Source organism: Inquilinus sp. OTU3971 (assembly GCF_038440215.1).
In genome coordinates this window covers 1-24,699 of sequence record NZ_JASATH010000121.1, presented here as the reverse complement: position 1 = coordinate 24,699, position 24,699 = coordinate 1, and the positions used below count along the sequence as shown (strand labels likewise).

The following is a 24,699-nucleotide window of genomic DNA, read 5'->3' as shown; positions in this document are numbered from 1 at the left end:
GGGGGGGGGGGGGCAGGGGGAGGGGTCTGCGCGCGTCCGCGCGCGAATGCGCCTTCCATCCGCCTCGAAACCCAGCCGGCATACCCCCGTCTTGATCTGAGCCCATCCGAGAGAGCCCCCTCCCCCTATCCCCCTCCCGCGAGGGGAGGGGGGACTCGTTTGTGTTCCATTGGGGGCCGTTTAAGCCCTCGGCGATGCGTGCACCCGACGGGGCAGGGACCCCTCCCATGACCGCCTCCCTCCCCGCCGGCCCGCTGGTCTCCTGGTACGGCGACGATTTCACCGGCGCCGCCGCGGTGATGGAGGTGCTGACTTTCGGTGGCGTGCCCTCCGTGCTGTTCCTGGACATCCCGACGCCGCAGCGCCTCGCCGCCTTCGCCGGCTATCGCGGCATCGGCATCGCCGGGGTGGCGCGGTCGAAGGACCCGGCCTGGATGGAGCGGCATTTGCCGCCGGCCTTCGCCGCCCTGGCGGGGCTGGGCGCGCCGATCGCGCAGTACAAGATCTGCTCGACCCTCGATTCCGCGCCCCAGGTCGGCTCGATCGGCAAGGCCGTCGAGCTCGCTTTGCCGTGGCTCGGCGGCGCCTGGCATCCCTTCGTGGTGGCGGCGCCGGCGATCGGGCGCTGGCAGTGCTTCGGCACCCTCTTCGCCGCCTTCAACGGCGCGGTCCACCGCCTCGACCGGCACCCGACGATGAGCCGCCACCCGGTGACGCCGATGCACGAGGCCGACATCCGGCGTCATCTGGCGGCGCAGACCGACCGGGCGATCGGCCTCGTCGATATGAAAGACCTCCGCAGCGGCAACGGCGGCGGCGGGGGCGAGGCGGCGCTGCGGCGGGAGATCGCGGCGGGCGCCGGGATCGTCGCCTTCGACGTGACGGACGAGGCCGATCTCGCTGCGGTGGGCGAGGTCATCTGGCGCAACCGCGGCGACCGGCTGTTCGCGATCGGCTCGCAGGGGCTGGAATATGCGCTGCTGGCCCATTGGCGGCAGGCCGGGCTGATCGCGCCGCCTCCGCCGGCGCCGAGCGCCGGGGCGGTCGAACGCGTCGCGGTCGTCTCCGGCTCCTGCGCGCCGCAAACCGCCGCCCAGATCGAGCATGCGCTGAAGCGCGGCTTCCATCCGGTCCCGGTCGACGGCCGCCGCGCCGTCGACGCCGCGTCCTGGACCTCCGAGATCGGCCGGGCGGTCGAGGCGGCGCTGGCAGCGATCGGCGCCGGGCGCGACCCGCTGCTGTTCACCGCCCGCGGCCCCGACGACCCCGCCGTGACGGCGCTCAACCAGGCGCTCGCCGCCTCCGGCGCCGACCCGGCCGTGGTCAACGAGCGCATCGGCACCGGCCTCGGCACCGCGCTGAAGCAGGTGCTGCGCCAGGCCGGGCTGAAGCGCGGCATCATCGCCGGCGGCGACACCTCGGGCTACGGCGCCAGCGTCCTCGGCATCCACGCCCTCACGGCATTGGCGCCGACCGTCCCCGGCGCGGCGCTGTTCCAGGCGCATGGCGACGACCTGGCCGGGCTGGAGATCGCGCTGAAGGGCGGCCAGATGGGCGCGCCCGACTATTTCCTGCGGATCAAGGCCGGGGGCGGGTAGAGCGTCTCATGCGGGCGCAGCGACACGGCGCCGACCCCCGGCACCGTGCCCTCGAAGGGGCGGTCGCTGGCGTTGAACAGGCTGACCAGCTCGCCGCCGGGGGCGCCGCGCACCCGCTGGACGATCAGGTCGCCCAGCGGGTCCGGCCGGCCGACGGCAGCGCCGAGGCGCGGGAAGTCGCAGGGCCGCGCCTTGCCGTCGGCCAGCAGCTCGCGCAGCAGCGCCTTGCGCGCCGGCGAAATCTCGCCGAGATGGTCGCTGGTCATCAGCACCCCGCCGGCCAGCCCGGCGAACCGCGCCAGGGATTCGACCTCGAGGTCCGACAACTCGTGGAAGCGGTCGCGCAGCAGGATGCAGTCGGGGTCGGCCTGCCACAGGAGGCCGTTGGCGAAGCTGCGGGTGGTCTGGTCGCGCAGCAAGGACTCCGCCGACTGATGGCCGCTCCAGGACACGCCGATGTCGCGGCCGATGCGCATGGCGTCGACCAGCCCCACGGGCGCGAAGATCGGCGACCCGCAGCCGAGCCACAGCGCGTCGCCGATCTCCTCGCGGATCAGCCGGGCCATCCGCATCCAGATTTCGATCCGGGTCAGGCCGTCCCGGTGCCAGCGGGCGCGGTCGGGGCCGAACTCCGACCCCGCATTCATGAAGTCGGTCTTGAAGTAGCGGCAGCCCCAGTCCCGCGCCCAGCTGCGGAAGACGCCGCGGATATGGGCCTCGGCCTCGGGGTGCGTGACGTCGAGGACGTAGTACTCCTCGCTGCGCTTGTGCCAGCGGAACTCGCCGTAGAATTTGGAATAGACCAGCGGTTCGTCGCGGTCGCGCCGGCGCACCACCCAGTCGGGATGGTCGCGGTACAGCCGGCTGCGGTTGCCGACCAGGAAGGGCGCGATCCACAGGCCGGGCAAGAAGCCGGCGGCGGCGATGTCGGCCAGCAGCGGCGCCATGCCGCGCGGGAATTGCGGCTTCACCTCCAGCCAGTCGCCCATCTCCGGCGTGAAGCCGTCGTCGATCTGGAACACGCGCAGGGGCAGCCCCTCGGCCTTCGCCTGCCGAGCGCCATCGAGGTGGTCGCGGAGGTTCTCTTCAGTGATCGCGGCATAGAGGTTGTACCAGGAGCACCAGCCGGTGATGCGCTCTTCCGCGATCCGGGGCGGTAGGGGCGACGTCTCGGCGACAGAGCGAGCCCAGACGCGCAGGCCTTCCTCCACCTCCGCATGCTCGAACAACGCGAACCATTCGGAGGCGGCGCGCCCCTCATGCGGGGCGTGGTCCCACAGCGTTTCGAGCACGACCGCGAAGCCGTCCGCCGCCGGGCGATAGCCGAACCGGTGCTGGAATCGGTCATGGCGCAGCGCCCCGAGCACCACCCCGCCGTCGCCCTCGCGCGGCAGCAGTTGGGCCATGGCATAACCGGTGCGGGCCTTCTCGTCGCCGGCGAGCCGGTCGGGCGTGACGAAGAAGCTGCCATCCCAGCTGTGATAGCCGGTGCGCAGGAAGGCCCGGGCCGGTCCGGCCTGACCGATTTCGATACCGATGGCCGCCAGCCGCCGGTCGGGCGCCAAGCCGTCGAGGACGAAGCGGAGGGTGAGGCCCGGCGTGCCGCCGAAGTCGCGGCCCTCGACCTCCAGCCGGAACCGCCCGCCCCCGGCCGGCCATTCGACAACCCAGCCCGCAGCCTCCTGCCGGACGACCGGCGATCCGCCGACCGCCTCGCCGTCGATCAGCGGCACGATCTCCGAGAGGTGAAGAGTGGAGCCCAGGAAGGCAAGGGCGTCGGCGTCGAACCGCATCAGAACGGCACCTCTCTCCGCTCCTCGGCTGAGCGCAGCGCCGCGAGGGCCAGGTGCAGCGACCGGGCGCCGTCGCGGATCGGGGTGCGGGCCGGGCGGCCGCTGCGGATGGCGTCGACCAGGTCCAGCAGCTGGGCGGCGAAGACGTCGCGGTCGCCGGCGATGCGCTCCGCCGCCGGCTCGTCCTCGGTGCGGGTCAGCGTCGCGGTGTTCCAGTCGGTGAAATGGCCGGTCAGCCGCTCCGCCACCAGATGGATCTCCTTCTCCCAGCGGCCGGGCACGGCGCCGTTGGTGGCGTTCAGCAGGGCGACGCGGCCGTCGTCATAGCCCAGCAGCATGGCGCTGAGATCGTCGCTGTCATAGCGCTCGACGCCGCGATGGAAGAAGGTGGCGGTGCGGGCATAGACCGTCGCCGGGTCGCCGAGGAAATACCGCGCCAGATCGATCATGTGGATCAGCTGCTCCACCATCTGCCCGCCAGATTTCGCCTTCTCCCGCCACCAGGGCGCGTGCAGCGCGTTGCAGTGGAAGCGGGCGGAATAGAGCCCCGGCCGGCCGGTCTCGCCGGCGGCGGCCAGCGTCGTCCAGCGCTCGACCGCGGCGCCGAAGCGGCCCATGAAGCCGACCTGGGTCCGGATGCCCGCGGCCTCCGCCGCCGCCACCATGCGGTCGGCATGGTCGCCGTCCAGCGCGATCGGCTTCTCCAGCAGCAGGTGGATGCCGCGCCGCGCGGCGCTCTCCACCTCGTCGGAATGGGCGAAGGGCGGCAGCGCGACGATCAGGACGTCCAGCGCCGCCTGGTCGAACATGCGCTCGCGATCGGTGTAGGCCCGGCCGCCATGCGCGCCGGCGAAGGCAGCGGCCTTGTCTGGGTCGCGGCCGCAGCAGGCGACCAATGTCGCCGCCTCCGGATGGGCGGCGATCGCCGCGGCGTGGCGGGCGGCAATGCCGCCGGCGCCCAGGATGCCCACGCGCAGCGGTCTCATGCGTCGTCTCCGAAGGTCAGGACGGTCTGCAGCGCGTCCGGGTCGCCGCGGTCCAGCCGCTCGAACAGCGCCGGCGCCTGCCGGAACGGCACCTCTGCCGTGATCAGCGGCAGCAGGTCCAGCACCCCCTCATGCTGCAGCCGCACCGCCGTCTGCCACAGCCGCGGCTTCGACCAGCGATAGCTCGCGCCGGGGGCGACGCCGGAGATCTGCGAGCACACCAGCTGCACCCGGTTGTGGTGGAACTCCTCGCCGAGATGCAGGCCGCGGGCCTCGCCCTGGAAGAAGCCGAGCGCGACGACCCGGGCCGAATAGGCCACCGCCCGGATCGCCTCGGCCAGCGCGGCCGGAACGCCCGAGACCTCGATCGCCGCATCGGCGCCGCGCCCGCCGGTCCTTGCCTTGACGATCTCGGCCACCGATCCGGCCGCGGGGTCCAGCGCCTCCGCCGCGCCCAGCCGCAGCGCCGTCTTGCGCCGTGACGCCACCGGGTCGACCGCAATCACCTCGGCGCCGGAGGCCCGCGCCGCCTGCGCCACGATCTGGCCGGGCACGCCGAGGCCGAAGACCACGACGACATCGCCGATCCGGATCTCGGCATCGTGCACGCCGTTCAGCGCCACCGCTCCGATATGCGAGAAGATGCCGATCCGCGGATCGGCGCCCTCCGGCAGAACCCGCACCGCCTCCCGCGCGGCGACATGGTGGGTGCGGTGGCCCCAGGTGCCGTAGACGCGCTGGCCGGGCCGCAGGTCGGCGACGCCGCTGCCGACCTCGACGATCTCGCCGGCCTCCTCATAGCCCAGGTTGCGGACCGGATAGTCCCAGCTCGGCGCGTCGGCGGCGCGGAACAGCCGGCTCGCCTCGTCCCAGCGCTTGGCCATGAAGGGGTTGGAGCCGCGGTATTGCGACAGCTCGGTGCCGGCGCTGACGCCGGAATACAGCGTCCGGATCCGCACCTCCTCCGGGCCGAGCGGCGGGTGCTCGAAGCTCTCGAAATCCAGCGCGCGCGGGCCGCGCAGCAGCAGGGCGGTCGGCATGGTCAGGCGGCTGCCCGTTTCCGCACCAGCTCCGCGACCATGGCGGCGGTCCAGGTGAAATTGCCGCCGCCCAGCCCCTCGCCGGTGATCGGGTCGTAGTACTCGGCGAAGCCGCCCTCGATCAGCTTGAGGCTGTCCTGGTGCACCGCGTCGGCCGCCTCGGCCAGGCCGCAGCGGATCAAGCCGTCGGCGACCAGATAGTTGACGATCAGCCACACCGGCCCGCGCCAGTAGCGCTTGGGCTCGAAGCGCGGATCGGCCGGGTCGTGGCTGGCGATGCCGAATCGGGTCGCGCCGCGCCATTCAGCGATGCGGGCGGCCAGCGCGCGCTGCCGCTCGGGCGTGCCGAGCCCGGCGAACAGCGGCAGCAGCCCGCCGACGCTGCGGCTTTCCACCAGCGCGCCGGTCGTGCGGTCGAGGCAGAGATACTGGCCGTGCTCCTCGCTCCACAGCCGCTCGAAGGCGGCACGCGCCTTCGCCGCCCGGGCCCGCGCGGCCGTCGCAAGCCCCGCCATCCCCAGCGCCTCGCCGAGTGCGGCAATATCCTCGTCGGAGCGGATCAGGATGGCGTTGAAGCCGGGATCGACGACCCGGAAGGGCGAGGCGTCGTGCAGCTTCATGTTGTCCCAGCCCAGCCCGCGGAAGCGCTGCACCAGCCACAGATAGCGGTCGTACTCCGCCTTGTGCGGGCGCTGGGCGGCGTCGACATGGCTGGTGTCGCGGCGCTGATAGGGCTCGATCCCGTCGGTCGGCACCCGCGCCAGGGCGGCATCCCAGTCGCAGGAATTGTCGCGGCCCGATTCCCAGGGGTGCAGCAGGGCGACCAGGCCGGTGCCTTCGGGGTCGCGGGCGGCGTAGAACCAGCGGTGCCAGGCATCCGCGGCGCCGATCAGCGCCCGCGCCTTGGCCTCGGCCAGCACCTTGTCCTTCGCCTCCTCGTACAACCGCCGCAGCACGAAGCCCAGCACCGGCGGCTGGGTGATGCCGGAGGTCGCCGTCGGCCGCCCGGTCCGCCACACATCCGGGCCCGGGAAATAGCCGTCGTCGTAAACGTGGAAGACGATGTGCGGGATCATCCCGTCCGGCCATTGATGCGCGGCCAGCGTCTCGATCTCGGTCCAGGCCCGGGCCTCGTCGATGTGCCGCTGGCCCAACGCGGTCAGGCAGGAATCCCAGTTCCACTGGAACGGGTACAGCCCCTTGGTCGGGACGGTGTAGGTGCCGCGGTCGTTCTCGGACAGAACGGTCGCCGCCCGTTCGAATGCGGTGCTGTCGTCGAAGGTCACGGCAGGGCTCCGGTGAGGCTTGGGATGGGGATCATTGCAAGGCGAGGCCGGTCTCGGCGTCGAACCAGCGGCCGCGGCCGGGCTTCGGCCGCAGGCTGATCGCCTGGCCGGGCTCGACCGCGTGCTCGTTGTCGACCACGGCGCGGAACAGGTGGCCGGCGACGTCGACGGTCAGCAGCTTGTGCGGGCCCAGCGGCTCGACCACCCGGATGGCGCCGGGCAGGCCGTCGCCGCGGATCTCGACATCCTCGGGGCGGATGCCGAACTCGATCCGGCCGGACGCGGCCTTCGGCGGCTCCAGCGTCAGCCCGGCCACCTTGAGGCCGGCCCCGTTCGGCTCGGCCGGCAGGAAGTTCATCGGCGGGTTGCCGATGAAGCTGCCGACGAAGCGGGTCGCCGGATCGGCATAGACCTCGGTCGCCCGCGCCGCCTGGACGATGCGGCCCTGGTTCATCACCGCGATCCGGTCGGCCAGGCTCATCGCCTCGACCTGGTCGTGGGTGACGTAGATGGTCGTCGTCTTGCTCTCCTGCAGCACGCCCTTCAGCTCGGCCCGCATCTCCAGCCGCAGCAGGGCGTCCAGGTTGGACAGCGGTTCGTCCATCAGCAGCACCGCGGGCTCGACCGCCAGCGCCCGGGCGACGGCGACGCGCTGGCGCTGGCCGCCCGACAGCTGGCCGGAATAGCGCTGCAGCAGCTGGTCGATATGCATCATGCCGGCGGCGCGCCTGACCTTCCGGTCGACATCGGCCTCCGGCACCTTCTTCATGCGCAGGCCGAAGGCGATGTTCTCGAACACCGTCATGTGCGGGAACACGGCATAGTTCTGGAACACCATGGCGATGCCGCGGTCGCGCGGCGCCAGGTGGTCGACCCGACGGCCGCCGATCCGCACCTCGCCGCTGGTCGCCGTCTCCAGCCCGGCGATGATGCGCAGCAGCGTGGTCTTGCCGCAGCCGGAGGCGCCGAGCAGCACCAGGAACTCCTGGTCGCGGATGGTGAGGTCGATCGTGTGCAGCGCGGTGTAGCTGCCGAACCGCTTCTCGACGCCCTTGATCTCGATGTCTGCCATGTCGGGAACTCCGGTCAGCGGTTGGCGATGCCCCAGAGGGAGAAGAGATATTTCCGGATGAGGAAGAGGAAGACCAATGCCGGCACCACCAGCACCAGCGCCCCGGCGAATTTCAGCGGCAGGGGCGAGACGTCCAGGCTGGTCAGCAGGAAGGCGGTCAGGGTCTGGTTCTGCACGGTCAGCACCGAGGCCGCGAACACCTCGTTCCAGGAGGTGACGAAGGCGAAGACGCCCGACGCCGCGATGCCCGGCAGGGCCAGTGGCACGACGATCTTCAGGAAGGCCTGGACCCTGGTACAGCCCAGCGTCCAGGCCGCCTCCTCCAGCTCCACCGGGATGCTGGTGAACAGCGAGAAGGTGATCAGGATGGCGAAGGGCAGGGCCAGCACGGTGTGCACCAGCGCCAGGCCCCAGATCGTGTCGTCCAGCCCGGTGCGGATGTAGAAGATCGCCAGCGGCAGGGCCAAGAGCGGCAGCGGGAAGGCCCGGGTCATCAGCACCAGCAGGCGGAAGCTGCCCTTGCCGTGGAAGCGGAACCGCGCCAGCGCGTATCCCGCCGGGGCGCCGATGCCGATCGACAGGATCATGGTCAGCCCGGCGACCAGGATCGAGTTCAGCAGCGCCCGGGCGACGCCGGCGTAGTTCCAGAAGAAGGACAGGCTGTCGATATCGAAGGTCGGGACGAAGGCCTTGGGCCAGCCGGTCACCGCCTCGCGCGAGTTGAAGGCGTTCACGGCCAGCAGGTACAGCGGCACCAGCACCCACAGGCACAGCAGGATGGTCGAGATCCGGATCCCCCAGCGGCCCGGCGCGGCCTCCCGGCTGGCCGGGAGGGAGACGATGTCCGGCGTGGTCGCGGTCATCGCGCAGCCTCCTTCTTCTCGCCCAGTGCCCACAGGAAGATGAGGGTGAAGGCGATCGAGATGCCGAGGATCACCATGGCGTAGGCCGAGGCCCCGGCGCGGTCCTGCAGCGCGAACTGCCAGTTGAAGGTCTCGCCCATCAGGATCGGCAGGTTGTTGCCGGCCAGCACCAGGACGATGGCGAACACCTCGAAGGCCAGGATGGTGCGCAGGATCAGCGCGGTCTGCAGGCTGGGCCGCAGCAGCGGCAGGGTGATCCGGACGAAGCGCTTCCACGGGCTGGCGCCGAACACCTCGGCCGCCTCGTAGTATTCCTTCGGGATCAGCGACATGCCGGCCACCAGGATCACCAGCACGATGGCGGTGGCACGCCACAGCTCGGCGATGATGATGGCGGCGAACAGGGCGACGATGCTCTGGTAGCTCAGCAGCAGCTTCGGGCCCGGGATGAGGCCGACATAGTAGAGCACGCTGTTCAGGAAGCCGTTCTGCTCGAGGATGGCCAGCCAGATCAGCCCGGCGGCGAGGTCGGAGATGCCGAGCGGGATGGTGAAGATGTACAGCGCGACGTCGCGGCCGCGCTTCAGCGCCATCACCAGGCTGGCCATGGCCAGCGCCAGGGCGATCTGCAGCGGCACCAGGATCAGCGTGAGCACGAAGGTGTTGCGCACGGCCGGCCAGAACTTCCAGTCGCGCGCGATCGACTGGAAATTGCCGAAGGACAGGTGGCCGTACTGGCTGAAGGCCTCGACCGCCACCTGCCCGAACGGCACCAGGAAGAAGCCGAGCAGGAACACGGTGGCCGGGGCCAGCAGGATGTAAGGCAGAAACCGGGCGTCGCTCATGGCGGGCTCCGTCGGTCAGGAGCGGCGGGACGTTGGGGAAGACCGGACGTTCCGGTCAGTCCATCAACTGGAGCAGCCTCAGCCTTCCACTCTCCCCCTCCCCCCGCGGGAGGGGGTAGGGGGAGGGGGTGTCGATCGAAGAGAACCGATGCCTGATCGTCTAGGCAGTCCGGCATCGGTGCCAGCGGCACCAGACCCCTCCCCCCAACCCCCTCCCGCAAGGGGAGGGGGAGGGTGAAAATCATGGCCTCGACCACTACTGCACCTTGCACGGGCCCGTCCCCACCGGATCCGGGGCCCAGCACGGCGCGCCCTTCTCGTCGAAGATGGCCTGCAGGCTCTGCGCCTGCTCGTCCAGCACCTCGCGCACGTCCTGGCCGGACAGCACGATGCGCTGGAAGGTGTCGCTGAACACCTTGTTGTAGCGCCCGCCGGCATCGCCCAGCCCCATTGGCAGCAGCACCGGCAGCGAATCCTTGGCCGCGCTCTGTGCCGCCACCACCGGCTGCAGCATCTTGATGCTGGTCGGCACGTCGTCCGGCAGCTTGACCTCGACCACCGGGAAGAAGCCGGTCGCCTTCATCATCGCGACCTGGTTCTCGGGCTTCTCCATATGCGCGACCAGCGCCTTGGCATCCTCGGGCGAATTGCTGGTCTTCGGGATGCCGATGCCGGTCAGCACCGGCATATGGGCGCGGCCGGCCGGCCCGGCCGGCACCGGGAACACCACGAACTCGTCCGGCTTCTGGTTCAGCGCGTCCTTCAGCCGGGCGACATGGTCCCAGGCCACCCAGACATCGCCGGTCAAGAGCGGCTCCTGCATGAAGGCGTAGCCGGTCGAGGCCGGGGTGACAGAGGTGGTCCAGAAGTCGCGGAACGACGTCCACATCGCTTCGGCCTCGGGCGATTTGAACTTCATCACGGGCGAGCCGGTGTAGGACGGGTACAGATAGCCCTGGAAGAAGCGGTGCATCAGCCCCTTCGGCCCGGCCGGGAAGCCGATCTTGGGCGACCCGGCGGCCGCGGCCATCGCCTTGCCCCAGGCGGCCAGCTGGTCATAGGTCAGGGCGTTGATGTCGGCGCCCTGCGGCAGGTATTGCAGCGCCTGCTTGTTGGCGGCCATGACATAGGTCGCCTGCATCCAGGGCAGGTATTTCTGCTCCGCCGTCCCGAGCTTGCCGAGGTCGAGATAGGGCTTGGTGATGGCGCCGTCGGGCACGATGCCAGCCAGGTCGACCAGCCCGTCCGGGATGCTGGCGAACTCGCCATGCAGCCCGCCGATCACGGTGACGGCGCCCGACCCGGCCTTCAGCTCGGCCTGGATCCGGGTCATGAACGGCCCCGGCTCCTGCGCCGAATAGGTCACCGGCTTGCCGAAGCCGGCCAGCACGGTCTCGCGCATCGCCTGCGATTCCTCGACCGGCGTGGCCTGGGTCGACCAGAAGAGGATCTCCTGGGCGCCGGCGGCGCCGGCCAGGCCGAGGCCGAGCAGGCCGGCGGCCAGGGCGGCGGCTGTGGTCCGGATGGTCATTCCTGTCCTCCCTCTTTGTCTGCGGCCGGCCTGAACGGCACCGGCCCGTTCACGCCGATCCGGCGCGTTTCCGTGGCTTCGGGGCCGGGCCGTGGCTGGCCCGGTCGACGAATCTCACCTCGGCGAGGCGCGGCTGCACGCCGTCGAATCCCTTCTCGATCACGTCCACCACCATGTCGGCGATGACCGCGGCGCTGCGCTCGATGTCCTGGTCGAAGGTCGACAGCGGCGGCCTTGCATAGGCGGCGATCGGCACGTCGTCGAAGCCGATGACCGACAGGTCGCCGGGAATGCTCAAGCCCGCCTCCTGCGCCGCCTCCATCACCGCCAGCGCCAGCCGGTCGGTCATGCCGATGATGGCGGTCGGGCGCGGCCTCAGGGCGAACAGGCGCTGCGCCGCGGCGATGGCGGCAGCCCGGTCGGCGACCGGCACCGCCGGCAGCCGGTCCGGCGCCAGGCGGATGCCATGCCCGGCCAGGGCGCTCTCGAAGCCGCGGCGCCGGAACGCGGCATAGCTGTAGGGCTCGCTCGGCCCCAGCAGCGCGAATTCGCGGTGGCCCAGCGCATGCAGCCGGTCGACCAGCCCGGCGAAGGCGGCCTCGCCGTCGGTGTCGAACCAGGGATAGGCCGGCGGCGGGTCCAGCAGCCGGCCATGGGCGACGAAGGGGAAGCGCCGTTCGATCAGGTAGCGCACGCGCGGGTCGTCGTGGGTGACGCGGTTGATCACCACGGCGTCGATATGGCCGCCATCGACGACGTGGCGCAGCACGGTCAGGTCGTCCTGGCCGCGCGGCACGGCGGCCAGGAACAGGTCGCGGCCGCGCCCGGCCAGCCCGTCGGCGACGCCGGACAGGAACTGGCCCAGAAAGTCGTCCATGAAGCTGGGGGCGCTGATCGGCAGCAGCACGCCGACGATGTTGGTGCGGCCGGAGACCAGCATCCGGCCGATACGGCTGGCGACATAGCCATGGGTGCGGGCGGCCTCTTCGACCCGGCGGCGGGTCTCGGCGCTGACGTCGGAATAGCCGGCGAGGGCGCGCGACACCGTGGTCGGCGACAGGCCGAGCTTCGACGCCAGCTCCTTCAAGCGGATCTGCCGCTTCGCCGTCACCCGCAGGCCTCCCTGTCCCGCCATTTGCGCCTCAAAACGTTTTGGATCGCGTGCAGGCGTTACCCAAAACGTTTTGGAAGTGTGTCGCGGATTCGAAACGGGGTCAAGCCAGGCTCTTTTGTTGTGTCGGTCCGACCTATCGCCCGGCCGCGCCGGTCCGAGGGCAGAATCAGTTAACACATTGTTCTCTTGTATTAATTTACGATCTTGTTCATGATATGTTCTATGGACAAGGCGCAGACCGATTCGGGCGTGGAGAGGCCCGCTTCCACCGGGGAGCGGACCGAGCGGCATCTGCGCCTGCTCGCCCGTCTGGCCGAGATCGGCATGGAGATCGCCGAGAAGACCCGCAGCGATGCGGTCGAGGCGCCCGAGCCCGGGGTCGACTACACCGCCCGCTTCGCCACCGCCGCCCGCGCGGTGCGGCTGACGATGCTGTTGGAGGACAAGCTGTCCCGACAACGTCCGACCTGGTCGACGGCGGCGGACCGCAAGGGCCACCGGCAGCGCGTGACGGCGGCGATGCAGTCGGCGTTGGACGCCCGGAGCAAGGCCGAGGGCTGGAGCGAGGACGAGGCCGATGACCGCGACGGGGAGCTGGTCGAGCGGCTGGAGCAGCCCGAGATCGAGGAGATGATCGACCGCCTGCCGGCGGAGGTGGCGATTGCGCGGCTGTGCCGGATGTACGACCTGCCGGACGACGCACAGCGCTGGCTGCAGGAGGCGATGGAGTTCGAGGCGCAGATGGCGCGGGAGGACGCGGAGGACGAGGAGCCTCCACCATTCGATCCGCCCGCGCCTCGTGCAACCCCGGGCCGCAAACCCAGGCCGCCGGACACCGGGTGACGGCATTGGTTGGGTTCGCTTTCGGCAAATTCAACATCCCGCCGACTTTGCGCGCCCCGATCCTGTTGGGTTCGTTACCGCAAACCCAGCCTATGAAGCTGTATGCCGCAGCCTTCCACGCTCCCCCTCCCCCTGCGGGAGGGGGCAGGGGGAAGGGCTGCGCGCGTCCGCGCGCGCGAATGGGCAGGGCACTGAAGGCGCTGACGCACCCTCACTCCACCGCCAGCCCCGCAAATGGATCGCGCCAGGCGTCGATCCGGTTCAGCCGGTCGTGCCAGCGCATGATGTTGGCGTATTGCGTCACCGGGATCGCGCCGGCCTCGGCGAAGGGCAGGCCGGTCGCCACCCGGAAATCGGCATAGGTCGGGCGATCGCCGACCAGCCAGGTGCGTTGGGCCAGGATGTCGTCGAGGATCGGGCCGCAGACGGCCAAATCCTCGGCCGCGTTGTCCAGGGCCGTCTGGTTGGCCGGCCGGGACATGAATCGCGGCCGGATCAGGTTCTCGAAATAGAACACGTCGGCCGCCCGGGTGAAGTGGTGGGTGCCCCAGCTGACCCAGCGCAGCATCTCGACCATGCGGTCGTCGGTCGGCCAGAACTCGCCGCCGGCCAAGGTCGACAGGCGATAGGCGATGGCATCCGTCTCCCACAGCGGTGCGCGGCCCTCCTCGGTCAGGATCGGCACCCGGGTGTTCGGGTTCAGCGGCCGGAACTGCTCGCGGTAGCGCGGGTCCATCGGTCTGGCGCGGACGAACTCGACCGGCGAGCCGAGATATTTCGCCACCGCCACGGCGACGCGCGGGTTGAGGTTCGGGGAATAATAGAGCTTCACGGCGCTGCCTCCTGAGCGGGTCGCGGGTCGATCACCTCGCAACCATAGTCGCGCCGGAGAGGGCGGAATCGACAGCGCGGGATCGAGAACGCGCATTCCATCCTTGTCCCCCTCCCGTAGGGGGAGGGGGGACTCGCTATTGGGCCGCCGGCTCCACCGGGCCGCGCATGCGGCGGTACACGAAATCCGGCGGCGCCTCGCTGTGCGCGGCGGTCTCGGCCAGGCCCAGCATGGCGTCGTGGAAGGGCGACAGCACGCAGGCCGGGTCGGTGGCGTCGGCCTGGCCGGTCAGCGCCAGGGCCTGGCAGCGGCAGCCGCCCCAGTCGACCTCGCGCTGGTCGCAGCTGCGGCACGGCTCCGGCATCCAGGCGGTGCCGCGGAAGCGCTGGAACGCGTCCGACGCTGCCCAGATCCGGGCCAGCGGCTTGTCGCGCACCGATTCGAAGCCGAGGCCGGGGATGGTCTCGGCGGCATGGCAGGGCAGCACGCGGCCGCTCGGCGTGATGTTCAGGAAGCGCCGGCCCCAGCCGCCCATGCAGGCCTTCGGCCGGCGGGCGTAGTAGTCCGGCACGACATAGTCGATCACCAGCGCCCCGCGCAGCCGCTCCCGTGCCGCCTCGACCACGGCGCTGGCGGCGTCGAGCTGCTCGCGGCTCGGCATCAGCGCGTCGCGGTTGTGCAGGGCCCAGCCGTAATACTGGACATGGGCGACCTCGATCCGGGCGGCGCCGAGGTCGACGGCGAGGTCGATCATCTCCCCCAGCCGGTCGAGATTCTGCCGGTGCACCACGGCGTTCAGGGTCAGCGGCAGGCCTTCCTCCCGCACCCAGCCGGCGAAGGCCAGCTTCTTCGGCTGCGCCCCGGGATAGTGGCCGATGCGTTCGGCCGATTCCGCATCGGTGTCCTGGATGCTCAGCTGGGCATGGTCCAGCCCGGCCTCGACCAGGCCGTGGAAGCGGTCACGGTCGATGGCGACGCCGGAGGTGATCAGGTTGCTGTACAGCCCGGCCTCGCGCGCGCCGCGCACCAGCGCCTCCAAGTCGCGGCGGACGGTCGGCTCGCCGCCGGAGAAATGCACCTGCAGGATGCCGAGCGCCGCCGCCTCGCGGATCACCCGCAGCCACTCCTCGGTCGACAGCTCGTCGCGGGCCCGGTCCATCTCCAGCGGGTTGGAACAGTAGGGGCATTGCAGCGGGCAGCGATGGGTCAGCTCCAGCAGGGCGGCGAGCGGTGGTTCGAGGCGGGGGGCGATGTGGTTCATGTCAACATGACCCGCTTGGTCAGAAGCTCGTTCAGCAGCCGGGCGACATCGGCTTCGACCTCGTCCGGATCGGCCTCGAATTGTTCGACCAGGTCGGTAACGACATCGCCGAAGGTGTGGGTGCCATCGAAGCGACGGACGATCTCGTAGGCGATCTCGTCCAAGAGGATCACCCGCTCCGGCGCCAGCAGCACCCAGCTCTGTCGCGCCTCGTCCCAGCGCAGCCGCGATCCCGGCGCCAGCCGCGGACGAGGGAAATCGTCTTCGGTCGCCGCACTCACCGCCGCCCCTCGGGCACGAAGGCCCCGGGCGGGATGTTGCCGGGCGCGACATAGGCGTGGTGCAGCGCGTCCAGCTGGGCCCACAGCACGTCGCATTTGAAGATCAGGGCGTTCATCACGTCCTGCTGCTGATCCGGCCGCCGGGCCTCGCGCTTGACGTAGTCGAGGGCGAAATCGGCGTCGCGCGGCGCCTGCGACAGGCGCTTGTCGAAATAGGCCAGGGCCTCGCGCGACACGAAGTCGTAATTGGCCAGCATGCCGGCGACGCGGTTGCCGATGATGCCCGGCGCGAACAGCTCGGTCAGCGACGAGGCGACGGCCTCGAGCAGCGTGCGGTCGCGCACGAAGCGGACATAGGCGTCGACTGCGAAGCGGGTGGCCGGCAGGATGCCGCGGCCGTCGATCACCTGGGCGCGGTCCAGGCCCAGCGCGTCGGTCAGGTGCAGCCAGCGGGCGATGCCGCCTTCGCCCTCCTGCTCGCCGTCATGGTCGACCACCCGCTGCCGCCAGGCGCGGCGCAGCGCCGGGTCCTCGGCGCGCGACATCAGGGCCGAATCCTTCAGCGGAATCCGGCTCTGGTAGTAGTAGCGGTTCAGCGCCCAGGCCTGCACCTGGCCGCGGTCCAGCTTGCCGCCATGCAGCAAAGCATGGAAGGGGTGGCGGTCATGATACCGCTCGCGCCCGATCGCGCGCAGCGCCGCTTCGAGCTGGTCGGGGGTCATCAGGTCAGCCATCGGTCCTCACAGCGCGATCTCCATGCCGTCCTCCGCCACCTCCCAGCCGGATTCGGCCAGGGCGGCGCGTTCGGGCGAGTCCTCGTCGAGGACCGGGTTGGTGGTGTTGACATGGATCAGGATCCGGCGCCGGACGTCGAGATCGGCGAAGGCGGCGATGGTGCCGTCCGGCCCGTCGATGCTCATATGGCCCATGCGCCGGCCGGTCTTGGTGCCGACGCCGGTGGTGATCAGCTCGTCGTCGCGCCACAGCGTGCCGTCGAAGAACACCAGCGGCGACCCCTGCAGCCGGGCCCGCAGCGCCGGCGTCATCGCGGCGCAGCCGGGGATGTAGTGGAACCGCACCCCGTTGCCGGCGATCTCCAGCCCCAGCGTCTCGTCCGGCGCGCCGGACAGGTCGCCGCCCGCCTGGCCCTCCAGGTACAGCGGGACCTTGCCGGGCACGGGGAAGGCGGTGACGGTCAGGCCCAGGCCCCCGCCGGGACCGGCGATGGGGAAGGGGCCGGTCTGCGCCACCGCATGGCGCTCGACGGAACGGGGGCTCAGCGCGTCGAAGATCGGGTTGGCGGCCAGCGCGGCCAGCACCGGCGGCGCCGCCCACAGGGCGAAGGGCTGGGACTCGCGCATCGACAGCAGCCCGGCGACATGGTCGATCTCGCCGCTGGTCAGGATCACCGCCGCGATCGGGGAGTGCCGCAGCCCATCCTGCGGCCACAGCGCCGGCGTGGCCTGCACCTGCTGCCGGAAGTCGGGCGAGGCGTTCAGCAACAGCCAGCGCTCGCCGTCCGCACTGACGGCGAGGGAGGCCTGGGTGCGCGGCTTGGCACGCAATGTCCTTGTCCGCACCCCCCGGCTGGTGGGCGCGTTGCAGTTCCATTGGGGAAAACCTCCGCCGGCGGCGGAACCGAGGACGACGATGCGCATGGTCTCAGCCCCGCTTTCCGCAGCCTCGCCGGACCGCCACTAGGCGGAGGTTGGTCGACTTATACGGTCGCGCAGGCGTAGGCGTTGATCTCGCAGCCCACGGAGATCTCGCGGATCTTCGGTGTCTTCCAGCGCTTCATGAGGCTCCTCCAAAGGGTAAGCTCTCTTGGGATGACGCCTCGACCCGGAGCTTGGTTCCGGGCCGCGAGCATCGTGAGCATGATGCGCCTTCCGCGCGTCAGGGGAATACTACTTTGGAGCCATTCCAGGCGTTTCTTGTCGCAGCGGGCGCCGACGTCATGCGACCGCCAGTGTCAAATGTCCTACTGCAGCGGCAGCAGGCCTCACGGTGATCTCGATGTCATAGCCGAGGCGATTCAGGCATTCCATCAGCTTGCGTTCCGACAGGTTGGAGAAGTCACCGCGCAGAAGCGCGGATACCTTCGGCTGTGGAAGCCTCATCCGTTGGCCGGCCTCCTCCTGCGTGAGCCCGAGACGGCGCACCGCCTTCGTGATCTCGATCATCAGGCCCGACTTGATCTTCAACTTGTCGGCGCCAGCAAAGCCCAGATCGGCGAACACATTGCCGGAGCTGGCCTCAACCTCGGTTCCATCAACGATGCGAAGCGCCATGCTTCATCTCCTTCGCAAGAACCTCCGCCACCCTGAGCCTGGCGCGGATGATCTCCATCTCGTCCTTCGGAGTCGCGATCCCGCTTTTGCTCTTCTTCTGAAAGCAATGCAGGACGAACACCGCCTCCACGAACTTCACGGTGTAGACGGCACGATACGTGTCGCCGACGGCATCCTCGACAACTTCGAGGACGCCGGCACCGCCGAAACCCTTGAGCACTTTTGCGGCCGGATGCCGGCCTCCCTGCTGTGCGAAATGCAACGCGTAACCGAAGACCTTCCGAACCTTTATCGGAAGCTGCATCAGATCCTTTCGGCTACTGCCGATCCACATCAGTGGGCGTTCTTCTGAGCTCACGCTCACGTTATACCCGAACGGGTATAATTGACAATCGGGCTGCCCCTACACCCCGGCGACCGGCCTAGCGCTCATTGTCAGCAGATCATAGCGCGCCACGGTCTCGTCGGCCTGGTTGAACACCTCGACGTCCCAGCGCACCTCGCCGTATTCCGGCATGCGGGCGGCGGTCTTGCGCTTGACCGTCAGCCGGACCCGGATCGAGTCCCCGGGCGACACCGGCTTCAGGAAGCGCAGATTGTCGAGGCCGTAATTGGCCAGGAGCGGCCCGGGCGCCGGGTCGACGAACAGGCCGGCGGCGAAGGACAGGATCAGGTAGCCATGCGCCACCCGGCCGGGGAAGAACGGGTTCGCCTTCGCCGCCTCTTCGTCCATATGGGCGTAGAAGGCGTCGCCGGTGAAATCGGCGAAATGCTCGATATCCGCCAGCGTGATGGTGCGGGCGGCGGTCTCCACCGTCTCGCCGATCGTCAGCTCCTCGTAGTTGCGGCGGAACGGGTGGGTGGTCGGCACCGGCGCCGGGGCGCCCTGCAGCCAGGTGCGGGTCAGGGCCGACAGGCGGGCGGGCGATCCCTGCAGGGCGGTGCGCTGCAGATAGTGGTGCACGCCGCGGATGCCGCCCAGCTCCTCGCCGCCGCCGGCGCGGCCGGGGCCGCCATGCACCAGCCCGGGCAAAGGCGAGCCATGGCCGGTCGACTCCCCGGCGCAGTCGCGGTCGACCACCAGGATACGGCCATGGAACGGCGCCAGGCCGAACACCAGCGCGTCGGCGACCGCATCGTCATGGGTGAAGACCGACGCCACCAGGCTGCCCTCGCCGCGGCGCACCAGCTCCACCGCCTGGTCCAGGTTGTCATAGGCGATCACGGTCGCCACCGGCCCGAAGGCCTCGACCACATGCACCTTGCGGGCCTTCGCCGGGTCGGCGCAGCGCAGCAGCACCGGGGCCAGGAAGGCACCGCCGGGGGCGCCGTCGATCTCTTTGCCTGGGGCCGGGTCGCCGACCACCACCTCCGCCTCCGTCGCCAACTCGGCGATGCGGGCGCGGACGTCGTCGCGCTGGGCGAGGCTGACCAGCGGGCCCATCCGCGTGGCCTCCTGCCGCGGGTCGCCGATGGCCAGGCCGGACAGTTTCTGCGACAGGGCGGCGATGACATCGGCCTCCAATGCGCGCGGCACCAGGACGCGGCGGATGGCGGTGCATTTCTGCCCGGCCTTCGCCGTCATTTCGCGCACCACCTCCTTGACGAACAGGTCGAACTCCGGCGAGCCCGGCGTCGCGTCCGGTCCCAGCACCGCCGCATTCAGCGAATCCCGCTCGGCCACGAAGCGCACCGCGTTGCGCGAGATCGCCGGGTGGTTGCGCAGCCTTTCCGAGGTCTCGATCGACCCGGTGAAGGCCACCAGGTCCTGGCCGGTCAGGTGGTCCAGCAGGTCGCCGGTGCCGCCGGCCACGAATTGCAGGGCACCCGCGGGCAGGATGCCGGATTCGGTGATCAGCTTGACCAGCGCCTCGGCGACATAGGCGGTGGCCGAGGCCGGCTTGGTGATCACCGGCACCCCGGCCAGGATCGCCGGTGCCAGCTTCTCCAGCAGGCCCCAGCACGGGAAGTTGAAGGCGTTGATGTGGACCGCCACGCCGGTCAGCGGCGTCAGCACATGCACGCCGACGAAGCTGCCGCCCTTGGACAGGCGCTCGACCCCGTCCTCCAGCAGGAAGCGTTCGCTCGGCAGCTCGCGGCGCCCGCGCGAGGCATAGGCGAAGATCGTACCCAGGCCGCCGTCGATGTCGATCAGGTTGTCGCGCCGGGTCGCCCCGGTGTCGGCGGCGAGGGCGTAGAGCGGCTCCTTGCGCTCGGACAGGTACAGGGCCAGGGCCTTCAGCAGGTCGGCGCGCTGGTGGAAGGTCATCCGCCGCAGCGCCGGGCCGCCGACCTCGCGGGCATGGCGGACCATCGCCGCGAAGTCCAGGCCGCGGCTCGACAGCCGGGCCACCACCCGGCCGTCGATGGCGCTGGCGATGTCGGCCAGCCCCTCGGTCGGGGCGGTCCAGCGGTCCTCGGCGTAGCTCTGCAGGATGGCGGTCATGACGTCCTCCCGATCACCCGGTCGGTTGGCGATTGACAGGCCGGGTCTCGGGTCTAAGAATTAACCGACCGATCGTTCAATTCAAGAGGCCCGGCGCAACCGGCCCAGCTGGAGGAGGATGCCCCGTGGAACCAACGGTCCTGGTCGATCGCCGCGACGGCTGGAGCGTCCTGACGCTCAACCGCCCGGACCGGCTGAATTCCTTCAATGAGGAGATGCACCGCGCCCTGGCCGAGGCGCTGGCCGGGGTCGAGGCCGATGCCGGCTGCCGGGCGGTGCTGCTGACCGGGGCGGGGCGCGGCTTCTGCGCGGGGCAGGACCTCAACGACCGCGCCACCAGCGGCGAGGCGCCCGATCTCGGCGCCACGCTGGACGGCCTCTACAACCCGCTGATCCGCCGCCTGCGGGCGCTGCCGAAGCCGGTGGTCTGCGCCGTCAACGGCGTCGCTGCCGGGGCCGGGGCCAACATCGCCCTGGCCTGCGACATCGTGCTGGCCGCGCGTTCCGCCAAGTTCATCCAGTCCTTCGCCAAGATCGGCCTCGTCCCGGACTCCGGCGGCACCTACGTCCTGCCGCGTCTGGTCGGCGCCGCCCGCGCCCGCGGCCTGGCGCTGCTGGCCGAACCGCTGCCGGCGGAGAAGGCGGAGGAATGGGGCCTGATCTGGAAGGCGGTGGACGACACATCGCTGCGCCAGGAGGCCGAGGCCCTGGCCGCGCATCTCGCCACCCAGCCGACCCAGGGGCTGGCGCTGATCAAGCAGGCGCTCGACGCCTCGGCCGGCAACAGCCTGGACGCCCAGCTCGACCTCGAGCGCGACCTGCAGCGCCAGGCTGGGCGCATGCCGGACTATACCGAGGGCGTCCGTGCCTTCATCGAGAAGCGGCCGGCCAAATTCACGGGGCAGGCGCGATGAAGGCGACGACGGGAGCGGAGGCCGAGGCTGTCGCCAAGGCGGCGGCCGAGACGATGTGGCGCGATGACGGCGCCAGCCGGGCGCTCGGGATGGAGATCCTGGAGGTCGGGCCCGGCCGGGCGCGGCTGGCCATGACCATCCGGCCGGACATGACCAACGGCCACGGCACCGCCCATGGCGGCTTCATCTTCACCCTGGCGGATTCGGCCTTCGCCTTCGCCTGCAACTCCGCCGGCGAGCGCACGGTGGCGGCGCATTGCAGCATCACCTTCCTGCGCCCTGCCGCCGCGGGCGACCGGCTGGTGGCGACGGCGCGGGAGGTGTCGCGCTCCGGCCGCTCGGGCCTCTACGACGTCAGCGTCGCGGTCGGCGAGACGGTGATCGCCGAGTTCCGCGGACATTCCCGCACGGTCGGCGGCTCGTTCATCGACCGGGCGGCGGAGGACTAGATGGTGCCGATCGAAGGGCTGGACGCGGCCGAGCGGGCCTCGCGCGACGAGATCATGGCGCTGCAGCGCGAGCGGCTGGCCTGGTCGCTGCGCCACGCCTACGACCACGTCCCGCATTATCGCCGGGCCTTCGACGCCGCCGGGGTGCATCCCTCGGATTTCCGCGACCTGCCGGACCTGGCGAAGTTCCCCTTCACCACCAAGCAGGATCTGCGCGACAACTACCCCTTCGGCCTGTTCGCGGTGCCGCGCGAGCGCATCGCCCGCATCCACGGCTCCTCCGGCACCACCGGCAAGCCGATCGTGGTCGGCTACACCCAGGCCGATCTCGACATGTGGGCCTCGGTCATGGCGCGGTCGATCCGCGCCGCCGGCGGCCGGCCCGGCATGATGGTGCATGTCGCCTATGGCTACGGCCTGTTCACCGGGGGCCTGGGTGCCCATTACGGGGCGGAGCGGCTGGGCTGCACCGTGGTGCCGATGTCGGGCGGCATGACCGAGCGCCAGGTCCAGCTGATCACCGATTTCAGGCCGGACGTCATCATGGTGACGCCCAGCTACATGCTGGCGATCCTCGACGGCTTCCAGGCCCGGGGCCTCGATCCGCGCGACAGCTCGCTGCGCTTCGGCATCTTCGGGGCCGAGCCCTGGACCAATGCGATGCGGCAGGAGATCGAGCAGGCCTTCGCCCTTGACGCCACCGACATCTACGGCCTGTCGGAGGTGATCGGCCCCGGCGTCGCCCAGGAATGCGTCGAGACCAAGGATGGGCTGCATGTCTGGGAGGACCATTTCCTGCCGGAGGTGATCGACCCGGAGACCGGCGAAGTGCTGCCGGACGGCGAGAAGGGCGAGCTGGTCTTCACCTCCCTGACCAAGGAGGCGTTCCCGGTCATCCGCTACCGCACCCGCGACCTGACGCGCCTCCTGCCCGGCTCGGCCCGGCCCGGGATGCGGCGGATGGAGAAGGTCACTGGCCGCTCCGACGACATGATCATCCTGCGCGGCGTCAACGTCTTCCCGACCCAGATCGAGGAGGCGCTTCTGGCCTGCGACTGGTGCGGCGGCCATTTCGTCATCGAGCTGACCCGCCCCGCGCGGCTCGACGAGATGACCGTGCTGGCCGAGGCCCGGCCGGAGCATTGGGACGGCGCCGGCCTGACCGCGGCGGCCGAGCGGCTGACGGCGCGGATCAAGGACACGGTCGGGGTCTCGGCCCGGGTCGTGATCCAGCCGCCCGGTACGATCGAACGCTCCGCCGGCAAGGCCAAGCGGGTGATCGACAAGCGGCCGAAGGGTCCGAAGTGAGGACTACGGGCATTCAGGCGGCGGCAACTCGTTCTTGGTGCCCCAGGACAGCAGCCAGCGCCGCACATCCTCATATGGAACAACCTTGCCGGCATCGGCAGAAGCAATCCCCTCCTCGATCGCCTTGCGCTTGGCAGCGATCTCGGGATCCTCGGGCGGATCGATCTTTGCGGGTTTGCTCATGCCCTCAATATAAGCCCGATATGGGCGGATGGCCATCCTGGGACAGCCTCTCACACTTGGTCGTAATCGACCACCACCCGGTCGGTCTTCGGATGGGACTGGCAGGTCAGGATGAAGCCGGCCTCGAGCTCCCAGGGCTCCAGCGAGTAGTTCAGGTCCATCGCCGCCTCGCCCTCGACCAGCTTGGCCCGGCAGGTCGAGCACATGCCGCCCTTGCAGGCATAGGGCAGGTCCATGCCGGCGCGCAGGGCCGCGTCCAGGATGCTCTCGCCGTCGGCCACCGGCACCTCGCGGCGCTTGCCGTCGACGGTCAGGACGGCGGTGCGACTCGGCGCGTCGGGCAGGGGCGCCACCGGCTTCGGCCGCGGCCGGCCGCCGAGGGCGGAGACGAACAGCTCGACATGCACCTTCTCCGGGGCGACGCCCAGCTCCGCCAGCGTCTCGGCGATCTCCCGGCTCATCGCCTCCGGGCCGCAGAGATAGACCTCGTCGACCGCCTCGGCCGGCACCACCAGCCGCAGCAGGCGGCGCACCTTGTCGCCGTCCAGCCGGCCGGAGAGGATCGGTAGATCCTGCTCCTCCTGCGACAGCACATGGAACACCGAGAGCCGGCCGAGGAAGCGGTCCTTCAGCTCCTCCAGCGCCTCGCGGAACAGGATCTCACCGGTGGAGCGGTTGCCGTAGAACAGGAAGAAGCGGCTCTCGGGCTCGCGTGCCAGCACGCCGCGCAGCAGCGACAGCACCGGGGTGATGCCCGAGCCGGCGGCGAAGCCGACATGAATCCGCGGCTGCTCGGAGATGCACGGCGCACCGAAGCGGCCGGTCGGGGTCATCACCTCGATCGCGTCGCCCGGCTTCAGCGTCCGGTTGACCCAGTCGGAGAAGACGCCGCCCTCGACCCGCTTCACCGCGATCCGCAGCTGGCCGTCATCGGGGCCGGAGCAGATCGAGTAGGACCGGCGCAGATCCTCGCCGTCGATGGTGGCGCGCAGGGTCAAGTACTGACCGGGATTGTAGCGGTAGTCGTCGGCGAGCTCGGCCGGCACGTCGAAGGCGATCGAGACCGCATCGGCCGTTTCGCGCCTGAGGTCACGGATGGTCAGGCGGTGGAAGCGCGGCGTGGCGGCGGACATCAGTGGCACTTGAAATAGTCGAAGGGCTCGCGGCAGTCGGTGCAGCGCCACAGCGCCTTGCACGAGGTCGAGCCGAACTCCGACAGGCGCTCGGTGCGGGCCGAGCCGCAATGCGGGCAGGGCACGGTCTCGGCCCCGAACAGGGCGCGCCGTCCGGCGCCGTCCTGCGGCGGGGCGACGCCATAGGTGGCCAGCTTGCGCCGGCCTTCCGGGCTCAGCCAGGCGGTGGTCCAGGCCGGCGACAGCACGGTGCGCACCTGGGCGCCGCCGATGCCTGCCCGTTCCAGCGCCAGCCCGATCTCCAGCGCGATGACGTTCATCGCCGGGCAGCCGGAATAGGTCGGGGTGATCGCCACCTCGACTTGCCCGTCGCGCACAGTCACGTCGCGCAGGATGCCGAGATCGGCGATGGTCAGCACCGGCAGCTCCGGGTCGACCACCGCGGCCGCGGCCTCCCAGGCGCGCCGGCGGAGGTCTTCCGTCTCGGACCCAGGAGAGGCCGGAGCCACCCCCTCACCCTAAATCGCTGCGCTATTTCGACCTCTCCCCAAGGAGAGGTGTGTGGAGTGCTGGCTTTATTTCCCTCTCCTCGGGGAGAGGGAGGGGCGGGGGGCGGGGGGGGGGGGGGGG

The 24,699-nt window shown here is 70.4% G+C and carries 26 protein-coding genes; 5 read left to right on the top strand and 21 right to left on the bottom strand.

The genetic code is table 11. The features are described from left to right. Positions 1–227 precede the first annotated feature (227 nt). Positions 228–1,598, top strand: coding sequence for a four-carbon acid sugar kinase family protein (locus AAHM41_RS26040; protein ID WP_342239515.1), 1,371 nt, complete (start codon positions 228–230; stop codon positions 1,596–1,598). On the opposite strand, the gene AAHM41_RS26035 is transcribed toward AAHM41_RS26040, so the two are convergent. From AAHM41_RS26035 to AAHM41_RS25995, 9 genes are all read right to left on the bottom strand, one after another. Continuing rightward, positions 1,565–3,391, bottom strand: coding sequence for a glycoside hydrolase family 36 protein (locus AAHM41_RS26035; RefSeq protein WP_342239514.1), 1,827 nt, complete (start codon positions 3,389–3,391; stop codon positions 1,565–1,567). The two genes, AAHM41_RS26040 and AAHM41_RS26035, sit on opposite strands and share 34 nt — an antisense overlap. Further along, positions 3,391–4,377 carry a Gfo/Idh/MocA family protein gene (locus AAHM41_RS26030; RefSeq protein ID WP_342239513.1) on the bottom strand — a complete coding sequence of 329 codons (987 nt, stop codon included), beginning with the start codon at positions 4,375–4,377 and terminating at the stop codon, positions 3,391–3,393. Before AAHM41_RS26030 ends, AAHM41_RS26035 begins: the two co-directional genes overlap by 1 nt. Further along, positions 4,374–5,417 carry a zinc-binding dehydrogenase gene (locus AAHM41_RS26025; protein WP_342239512.1) on the bottom strand — a complete coding sequence of 348 codons (1,044 nt, stop codon included), beginning with the start codon at positions 5,415–5,417 and terminating at the stop codon, positions 4,374–4,376. The genes AAHM41_RS26030 and AAHM41_RS26025 overlap by 4 nt, the downstream gene beginning before the upstream one ends. Positions 5,418–5,419: 2 nt before the next feature. Further along, positions 5,420–6,703, bottom strand: coding sequence for an amylo-alpha-1,6-glucosidase (locus tag AAHM41_RS26020; protein WP_342239511.1), 1,284 nt, complete (start codon positions 6,701–6,703; stop codon positions 5,420–5,422). Between the two features lie 31 nt (positions 6,704–6,734). Continuing rightward, positions 6,735–7,775, bottom strand: a complete 1,041-nt coding sequence (locus tag AAHM41_RS26015) for an ABC transporter ATP-binding protein (RefSeq protein WP_342239510.1) — start codon at positions 7,773–7,775, stop codon at positions 6,735–6,737. 14 nt (positions 7,776–7,789) lie between these two features. Next, positions 7,790–8,638 (bottom strand): carbohydrate ABC transporter permease, encoded by an 849-nt coding sequence (locus tag AAHM41_RS26010; protein WP_342239509.1) that lies wholly within the window; start codon positions 8,636–8,638, stop codon positions 7,790–7,792. After that, positions 8,635–9,483, bottom strand: a complete 849-nt coding sequence (locus tag AAHM41_RS26005; RefSeq protein WP_342239508.1) for a carbohydrate ABC transporter permease — start codon at positions 9,481–9,483, stop codon at positions 8,635–8,637. The genes AAHM41_RS26010 and AAHM41_RS26005 overlap by 4 nt, the downstream gene beginning before the upstream one ends. 256 nt (positions 9,484–9,739) lie before the next feature. Further along, a complete protein-coding gene (locus tag AAHM41_RS26000; RefSeq protein WP_342239507.1) occupies positions 9,740–11,014 on the bottom strand; it encodes an ABC transporter substrate-binding protein in 1,275 nt (424 codons plus the stop codon). 49 nt (positions 11,015–11,063) lie between these two features. Further along, the gene (locus AAHM41_RS25995) at positions 11,064–12,149 is read right to left on the bottom strand and encodes a LacI family DNA-binding transcriptional regulator (protein ID WP_342239506.1); all 1,086 of its coding nucleotides are present in this window, start codon (positions 12,147–12,149) and stop codon (positions 11,064–11,066) included. Positions 12,150–12,350: 201 nt separating this feature from the next. Here AAHM41_RS25995 and AAHM41_RS25990 point away from each other — a divergent pair, with 201 nt between their 5' ends. Next, a complete protein-coding gene (locus tag AAHM41_RS25990) occupies positions 12,351–12,971 on the top strand; it encodes a hypothetical protein (RefSeq protein WP_342239505.1) in 621 nt (206 codons plus the stop codon). A 211-nt stretch (positions 12,972–13,182) separates the two neighbouring features. On the opposite strand, the gene AAHM41_RS25985 is transcribed toward AAHM41_RS25990, so the two are convergent. The 9 genes from AAHM41_RS25985 to paaZ all read right to left on the bottom strand — a co-directional run bounded on the left by AAHM41_RS25985 (position 13,183) and on the right by paaZ (position 20,082). Continuing rightward, positions 13,183–13,803, bottom strand: coding sequence for a glutathione S-transferase family protein (locus AAHM41_RS25985; RefSeq protein WP_342239504.1), 621 nt, complete (start codon positions 13,801–13,803; stop codon positions 13,183–13,185). Between the two features lie 136 nt (positions 13,804–13,939). After that, positions 13,940–15,064 (bottom strand): pyrroloquinoline quinone biosynthesis protein PqqE, encoded by a 1,125-nt coding sequence (gene pqqE / locus AAHM41_RS25980; RefSeq protein ID WP_342239503.1) that lies wholly within the window; start codon positions 15,062–15,064, stop codon positions 13,940–13,942. Further along, on the bottom strand, positions 15,061–15,345 hold the full coding sequence (gene pqqD, locus AAHM41_RS25975; protein ID WP_342239502.1) for a pyrroloquinoline quinone biosynthesis peptide chaperone PqqD: 285 nt from the start codon (positions 15,343–15,345) through the stop codon (positions 15,061–15,063). Before pqqD ends, pqqE begins: the two co-directional genes overlap by 4 nt. Next, positions 15,342–16,079 carry a pyrroloquinoline-quinone synthase PqqC gene (gene pqqC / locus AAHM41_RS25970; RefSeq protein ID WP_342239501.1) on the bottom strand — a complete coding sequence of 246 codons (738 nt, stop codon included), beginning with the start codon at positions 16,077–16,079 and terminating at the stop codon, positions 15,342–15,344. The genes pqqD and pqqC overlap by 4 nt, the downstream gene beginning before the upstream one ends. Before the next feature lie 6 nt (positions 16,080–16,085). Beyond that, positions 16,086–17,003: a pyrroloquinoline quinone biosynthesis protein PqqB gene (pqqB, locus tag AAHM41_RS25965; RefSeq protein ID WP_342239500.1), complete on the bottom strand. Its 918-nt coding sequence runs from the start codon at positions 17,001–17,003 to the stop codon at positions 16,086–16,088. Between the two features lie 59 nt (positions 17,004–17,062). After that, positions 17,063–17,143, bottom strand: coding sequence for a pyrroloquinoline quinone precursor peptide PqqA (gene pqqA / locus AAHM41_RS40715; protein ID WP_034852526.1), 81 nt, complete (start codon positions 17,141–17,143; stop codon positions 17,063–17,065). Between the two features lie 157 nt (positions 17,144–17,300). Next, positions 17,301–17,636: a helix-turn-helix domain-containing protein gene (locus AAHM41_RS25960; protein WP_342239499.1), complete on the bottom strand. Its 336-nt coding sequence runs from the start codon at positions 17,634–17,636 to the stop codon at positions 17,301–17,303. After that, complete coding sequence (locus AAHM41_RS25955; protein WP_342239498.1) at positions 17,617–17,970, bottom strand: type II toxin-antitoxin system RelE/ParE family toxin; 354 nt, start codon at positions 17,968–17,970, stop codon at positions 17,617–17,619. The genes AAHM41_RS25960 and AAHM41_RS25955 overlap by 20 nt, the downstream gene beginning before the upstream one ends. A gap of 69 nt (positions 17,971–18,039) precedes the next feature. Beyond that, positions 18,040–20,082, bottom strand: a complete 2,043-nt coding sequence (gene paaZ, locus AAHM41_RS25950; protein WP_342239497.1) for a phenylacetic acid degradation bifunctional protein PaaZ — start codon at positions 20,080–20,082, stop codon at positions 18,040–18,042. Between the two features lie 125 nt (positions 20,083–20,207). On the opposite strand from paaZ, the gene paaG reads away from it, so the two are divergent. The 3 genes from paaG to paaK are packed head-to-tail and all read left to right on the top strand — an operon-like array spanning position 20,208 to position 22,753. Continuing rightward, the gene (gene paaG, locus AAHM41_RS25945) at positions 20,208–20,996 is read left to right on the top strand and encodes a 2-(1,2-epoxy-1,2-dihydrophenyl)acetyl-CoA isomerase PaaG (protein ID WP_342239496.1); all 789 of its coding nucleotides are present in this window, start codon (positions 20,208–20,210) and stop codon (positions 20,994–20,996) included. Further along, entirely contained in the window at positions 20,993–21,445 is a 453-nt protein-coding gene (gene paaI, locus AAHM41_RS25940; RefSeq protein ID WP_342239495.1) for a hydroxyphenylacetyl-CoA thioesterase PaaI, read from the top strand. Before paaG ends, paaI begins: the two co-directional genes overlap by 4 nt. Next, positions 21,446–22,753: a phenylacetate--CoA ligase PaaK gene (gene paaK / locus AAHM41_RS25935; RefSeq protein WP_342239494.1), complete on the top strand. Its 1,308-nt coding sequence runs from the start codon at positions 21,446–21,448 to the stop codon at positions 22,751–22,753. It abuts the gene before it with no gap. A 3-nt stretch (positions 22,754–22,756) separates the two neighbouring features. On the opposite strand, the gene AAHM41_RS25930 is transcribed toward paaK, so the two are convergent. Genes AAHM41_RS25930 through paaD form a run of 3 tightly spaced genes read right to left on the bottom strand, consistent with a single transcriptional unit; the run spans position 22,757 to position 24,578 of the window. Continuing rightward, positions 22,757–22,972: a hypothetical protein gene (locus AAHM41_RS25930; protein ID WP_342239493.1), complete on the bottom strand. Its 216-nt coding sequence runs from the start codon at positions 22,970–22,972 to the stop codon at positions 22,757–22,759. 14 nt (positions 22,973–22,986) lie between these two features. Next, positions 22,987–24,069: a 1,2-phenylacetyl-CoA epoxidase subunit PaaE gene (gene paaE, locus AAHM41_RS25925; RefSeq protein ID WP_342239492.1), complete on the bottom strand. Its 1,083-nt coding sequence runs from the start codon at positions 24,067–24,069 to the stop codon at positions 22,987–22,989. Then, positions 24,069–24,578, bottom strand: coding sequence for a 1,2-phenylacetyl-CoA epoxidase subunit PaaD (paaD, locus tag AAHM41_RS25920; RefSeq protein ID WP_342239491.1), 510 nt, complete (start codon positions 24,576–24,578; stop codon positions 24,069–24,071). The genes paaE and paaD overlap by 1 nt, the downstream gene beginning before the upstream one ends. Positions 24,579–24,699: the final 121 nt, after the last annotated feature.

Bases quoted from the DNA above. Each gene is read 5' to 3' on its own strand.
- pqqB (WP_342239500.1), bottom strand. From the start codon at position 17,003: ATGCGCATCGTCGTCCTCGGTTCCGCCGCCGGCGGAGGTTTTCCCCAA.
- paaI (WP_342239495.1), top strand. From the start codon at position 20,993: ATGAAGGCGACGACGGGAGCGGAGGCCGAGGCTGTCGCCAAGGCGGCG.
- AAHM41_RS25955 (WP_342239498.1), bottom strand. From the start codon at position 17,970: ATGTGGATCGGCAGTAGCCGAAAGGATCTGATGCAGCTTCCGATAAAG.
- AAHM41_RS26035 (WP_342239514.1), bottom strand. From the start codon at position 3,391: ATGCGGTTCGACGCCGACGCCCTTGCCTTCCTGGGCTCCACTCTTCAC.
- AAHM41_RS26040 (WP_342239515.1), top strand. From the start codon at position 228: ATGACCGCCTCCCTCCCCGCCGGCCCGCTGGTCTCCTGGTACGGCGAC.
- AAHM41_RS26000 (WP_342239507.1), bottom strand. From the start codon at position 11,014: ATGACCATCCGGACCACAGCCGCCGCCCTGGCCGCCGGCCTGCTCGGC.
- AAHM41_RS25930 (WP_342239493.1), bottom strand. From the start codon at position 22,972: ATGGCCATCCGCCCATATCGGGCTTATATTGAGGGCATGAGCAAACCC.
- AAHM41_RS25995 (WP_342239506.1), bottom strand. From the start codon at position 12,149: ATGGCGGGACAGGGAGGCCTGCGGGTGACGGCGAAGCGGCAGATCCGC.
- AAHM41_RS26015 (WP_342239510.1), bottom strand. From the start codon at position 7,775: ATGGCAGACATCGAGATCAAGGGCGTCGAGAAGCGGTTCGGCAGCTAC.
- pqqC (WP_342239501.1), bottom strand. From the start codon at position 16,079: ATGGCTGACCTGATGACCCCCGACCAGCTCGAAGCGGCGCTGCGCGCG.
- paaE (WP_342239492.1), bottom strand. From the start codon at position 24,069: ATGTCCGCCGCCACGCCGCGCTTCCACCGCCTGACCATCCGTGACCTC.
- pqqA (WP_034852526.1), bottom strand. From the start codon at position 17,143: ATGAAGCGCTGGAAGACACCGAAGATCCGCGAGATCTCCGTGGGCTGC.
- AAHM41_RS26030 (WP_342239513.1), bottom strand. From the start codon at position 4,377: ATGAGACCGCTGCGCGTGGGCATCCTGGGCGCCGGCGGCATTGCCGCC.
- paaZ (WP_342239497.1), bottom strand. From the start codon at position 20,082: ATGACCGCCATCCTGCAGAGCTACGCCGAGGACCGCTGGACCGCCCCG.
- pqqE (WP_342239503.1), bottom strand. From the start codon at position 15,064: ATGAACCACATCGCCCCCCGCCTCGAACCACCGCTCGCCGCCCTGCTG.
- AAHM41_RS26025 (WP_342239512.1), bottom strand. From the start codon at position 5,417: ATGCCGACCGCCCTGCTGCTGCGCGGCCCGCGCGCGCTGGATTTCGAG.
- AAHM41_RS26010 (WP_342239509.1), bottom strand. From the start codon at position 8,638: ATGACCGCGACCACGCCGGACATCGTCTCCCTCCCGGCCAGCCGGGAG.
- AAHM41_RS25960 (WP_342239499.1), bottom strand. From the start codon at position 17,636: ATGGCGCTTCGCATCGTTGATGGAACCGAGGTTGAGGCCAGCTCCGGC.
- AAHM41_RS26005 (WP_342239508.1), bottom strand. From the start codon at position 9,483: ATGAGCGACGCCCGGTTTCTGCCTTACATCCTGCTGGCCCCGGCCACC.
- AAHM41_RS25990 (WP_342239505.1), top strand. From the start codon at position 12,351: ATGGACAAGGCGCAGACCGATTCGGGCGTGGAGAGGCCCGCTTCCACC.
- paaK (WP_342239494.1), top strand. From the start codon at position 21,446: ATGGTGCCGATCGAAGGGCTGGACGCGGCCGAGCGGGCCTCGCGCGAC.